The organism is Variovorax sp. Varisp36 (assembly GCF_047304235.1).
Lineage (GTDB): Bacteria > Pseudomonadota > Gammaproteobacteria > Burkholderiales > Burkholderiaceae_C > Variovorax.
Map to the genome: position 1 here is coordinate 1 of NZ_JBGLYU010000090.1, position 3,594 is coordinate 3,594.

Consider the following 3,594-nt stretch of genomic DNA (forward strand, 5'->3'; position numbering starts at 1 on the left):
CCCCAACCCTCCCCCAGCGGGGGAGGGAGAGGAAATCCATGCCTGCCTCTACCATCCGCCACCAGCTCTTCATCGACGGCCGCTTCGTCGACGCCGAGTCCGGCGAGACCCTCGCCACGCTGAACCCGCACGACAACACGCCCATCGCCAACGTCGCGCTCGCCGGCAAGGCCGACGTCGACAAAGCGGTTGCGGCTGCGAAGCGCGCCTTCCCCAAATGGAGCCGCATGGCCGCCGCAGACCGCGGCCGCATCCTGCTGAAACTCGCCGACCTCATCGAGGCCAACGGCGAAGAACTCGCGCGCCTCGAATCGCTCGACACCGGCCACCCGATCCGCGATTCGCGCCGGCTCGACGTGCCGCGCACCGCCGCGTGCTTCCGCTACTTCGGCGGCATGGCCGACAAGTTCCAGGGCGAAACCATTCCGGTCGAAGAAGGCTTCCTCAACTACACGCTGCGCGAGCCGGTCGGCATCGTCGGCCAGGTGGTGCCGTGGAATTTCCCGCTGATGTTCACGAGCTGGAAGATGGCGCCCGCGCTCGCGGCCGGCAACTGCATCGTGATGAAGCCGGCCGAGATCACGCCGCTGAGTTCGCTGCGCATCGCCGAGCTGATGGCCGAGGCGGGCCTGCCGCCCGGCGTGGTCAACATGCTGCCGGGCCTGGGCAGCGTGGCGGGCCAGTACATCGCCGAACATCCGGAGATCGCGAAGATCGCCTTCACCGGCAGCACCGCCACCGGGCGGCGCATCGTGCAGGCCAGCGCGGGCAACCTGAAGAAGGTGCAGCTCGAACTCGGCGGCAAGGGGCCCAACATCGTGTTCGAGGACGCGAACCTGCAGGCGGCCGTCAATGGCAGTGCATGGGCCATCTTCCACAACCAGGGGCAGGCCTGCATCGCGGGCTCGCGGCTGATGCTGCACGAGAAGATCGCCGATGCCTTCCTTGAGCAGTTCATTCCGCTCGCCAGGTCCATCCGCCTCGGCAACCCGCTGGACGAGGCGACGGAGATGGGGCCGCTCACCAGCGCACAGCATCGTGAGCGCGTGCTGAGCTATGTCGATGTGGCGCAAGGCGAGGGCGGTGAACTGCTCGCTGGCGGCAAATCGCCTGGCGGCGATCTCGCGAAGGGCTTCTACGTCGAGCCGACCGTGATGCGTGCGAAGTCCTACAGGGACCGCGTCGCGCAGGAAGAAGTCTTCGGCCCTTTCGTCACCGTGCTCACCTTCAAGAACGACGAGGAGGCGATGCAGATCGCCAACGGCACCGACTACGGCCTCGGCAGCGGCCTGTGGACCAACGACCTGCAGCGCGCCCACAAGGTGGCGCGCGACCTGCACGCCGGCATGGTCTGGATCAACAGCTACAAGCGCGTGAATCCCGGCTCGCCCTTCGGCGGCGTGGGTCAGAGCGGCTACGGCCGCGAGATGGGCTTCGACGCGATGCGCGAATACACGCAGGTCAAGAGCGTGTGGGTGAATGTCGACGCGCAGATACCGCCGCATTTCGTGCGCTGATCCCGGTCGTTGCGGCAATACAAACACAAGAGACGGAGACAACCATGGCATTCAATCGCAGACAGTTCACGCAGGCCACGGCCGCGCTGGTCGCCTCGGGCGCAAGCCCGTTGGTGTTCGCGGCCGACACGCTCAAGATCGGCTATGTCTCGCCGCAGACCGGCCCGCTCGCACCCTTCGGCGAGGCCGACAAATGGGTGATCGAGCAGATGAAGACCGCCTTCAAGGACGGCATCAGCCTCGGTGGAAAGAAGTACGCCGTGCAGATCGTGCTGAAGGACAGCCAGTCGAACCCCAACCGCGCGGGCGAGGTGGCGAACGACCTGATCCTGAAGGACAAGGTGGTGCTGGTGCTCACCGCCGGAACGCCCGAGACCGCCAACCCGGTGAGCGATGCCTGCGAGCTCAACGAGGTGCCATGCATCTCCAGCGTGGTGCCGTGGCAGCCCTGGTTCTTCGGCCGCAAGGGCGATCCGGCGAAGGGCTTCAACTGGACGTACCACATGTTCTGGGGGCTGGAGGACGTCATCGCCAACTTCACCAACGGCTGGAAGACGCTCGCCACCAACAAGAAGGTCGGCGGCCTGTTCCCGAATGACGGCGACGGCAATGCATGGGGCGACAAGGAGCTGGGCTTTCCGAAGCCGCTCGCGGCAATGGGCTTCACGCTCACCGACCCGGGCCGCTTCCAGAACGGCACGCAGGACTTCAGCGCGCAGATCGCGGCCTTCAAGAAGGAGGGTGTCGAGATCGTCACCGGCGTGGTGATTCCGCCCGACGCCAAGACTTTCCTCACGCAGGCGCGGCAACAGGGCTTCAGGCCGAAGGTCATCACGCTGGGCAAGGCGCTGCTGTTCCCGGGCGCGATCGAGGCGCTGGGCGACCTGGGCGACGGCCTCTCGACCGAGGTGTGGTGGAGCCCTTCGCATCCCTTCACTTCGAGCCTCACGCAGCAGAGCGCGAAGGCGCTGGCCGACGCGTACGAGGCCGGCACGAAGAAGCAGTGGACGCAGCCGATCGGCTTCGCGCACGCGCTGTTCGAGGTGGCGGCGAATGCGCTCGGGCGGGCAAAGTCGCTGAAGGCTGCCGACGTGCGCGACGCGGTGGCGTCGACGTCGATCAACTCGGTGGTCGGGCCGGTGAAGTGGGGCGGGCAGGGGCCGTTCAAGAATGTCAGCAAGACGCCGCTGGTGCTCGGCCAGTGGGGCAAGGGCAGCAAGTACAAGGTGGAACTGACCATCGTGAACAACGAGGCGGCGACGAACATTCCCACCGGCGGCAAGCTGCGGCTGCTCTGAAGAGCGAACGCAATGACGCTGCTGGCACTGCATGCCGTGAGCAAGTCCTACGGCGCGCTCAAGGTCACCGACGACATCACGCTGTCAGTGACCGAGGGCGAGACGCTGGGCATTCTCGGGCCCAACGGCGCGGGCAAGACCACGCTGTTCAACCTGATCTCGGGCGACGTACGTGTCGACGCGGGGCGTGTGGAGTACGCGGGCCGCGACGTGACGCGGCTGAAGCCGCACCAGCGCTGCCATGCGGGCATCGGCCGCAGCTACCAGGTGCCGCAGCCCTTCGGCAACATGAGCGTGTTCGAGAACCTGGTGACCGCTGCCTGCTTCGGCGGACAGCAGACGGAGCGCGAGGCCTGGCACACGGCGCACGAGGTGCTGGAGCAGACGGGCCTGATGGCGCATGCGAACAAGCCGGCGGGCGGGCTGACCCTGCTCGACCGCAAGCGGCTGGAACTGGCGCGCGCGCTGGCGACGCGGCCGCAGCTGCTGCTGCTCGACGAGATCGCGGGCGGGTTGACGGAGCCAGAGGCCGCGGTGCTGGTCGGCGAGCTCCAGCGCATCAAGGCGCGCGGCGTGACGATGATCTGGATCGAGCATGTAGTGCATGCGCTGCTGTCGCTGGCGGACCGGTTGTTCGTCATCAACTTCGGGCAGAAGCTGGCCGAGGGCGCGCCGCGGGCGGTGATGAACGACCCGGAGGTGCGGCGGGTGTACATGGGGATGGAAGCATGAGTGCGCGTCGACTTTGTATTGCTCCTTCCCCCTCTGGGGGAAGGAGC

General features: G+C 66.8%; 3 protein-coding genes. All 3 read left to right on the forward strand.

The genetic code is table 11. The features are described 5' to 3' along the window. Positions 1 to 53 precede the first annotated feature (53 nt). Genes ACCD11_RS28220 through ACCD11_RS28230 form a run of 3 tightly spaced genes read left to right on the forward strand, consistent with a single transcriptional unit; the run spans position 54 to position 3,547 of the window. Complete coding sequence (locus tag ACCD11_RS28220) at positions 54 to 1,517, forward strand: aldehyde dehydrogenase family protein (RefSeq protein WP_413316423.1); 1,464 nt, start codon at positions 54 to 56, stop codon at positions 1,515 to 1,517. A 44-nt stretch (positions 1,518 to 1,561) separates the two neighbouring features. Continuing rightward, positions 1,562 to 2,815 carry an ABC transporter substrate-binding protein gene (locus ACCD11_RS28225; protein ID WP_413316419.1) on the forward strand — a complete coding sequence of 418 codons (1,254 nt, stop codon included), beginning with the start codon at positions 1,562 to 1,564 and terminating at the stop codon, positions 2,813 to 2,815. A gap of 12 nt (positions 2,816 to 2,827) precedes the next feature. After that, the gene (locus ACCD11_RS28230) at positions 2,828 to 3,547 is read left to right on the forward strand and encodes an ABC transporter ATP-binding protein (protein WP_413316421.1); all 720 of its coding nucleotides are present in this window, start codon (positions 2,828 to 2,830) and stop codon (positions 3,545 to 3,547) included. Positions 3,548 to 3,594 lie beyond the last annotated feature (47 nt).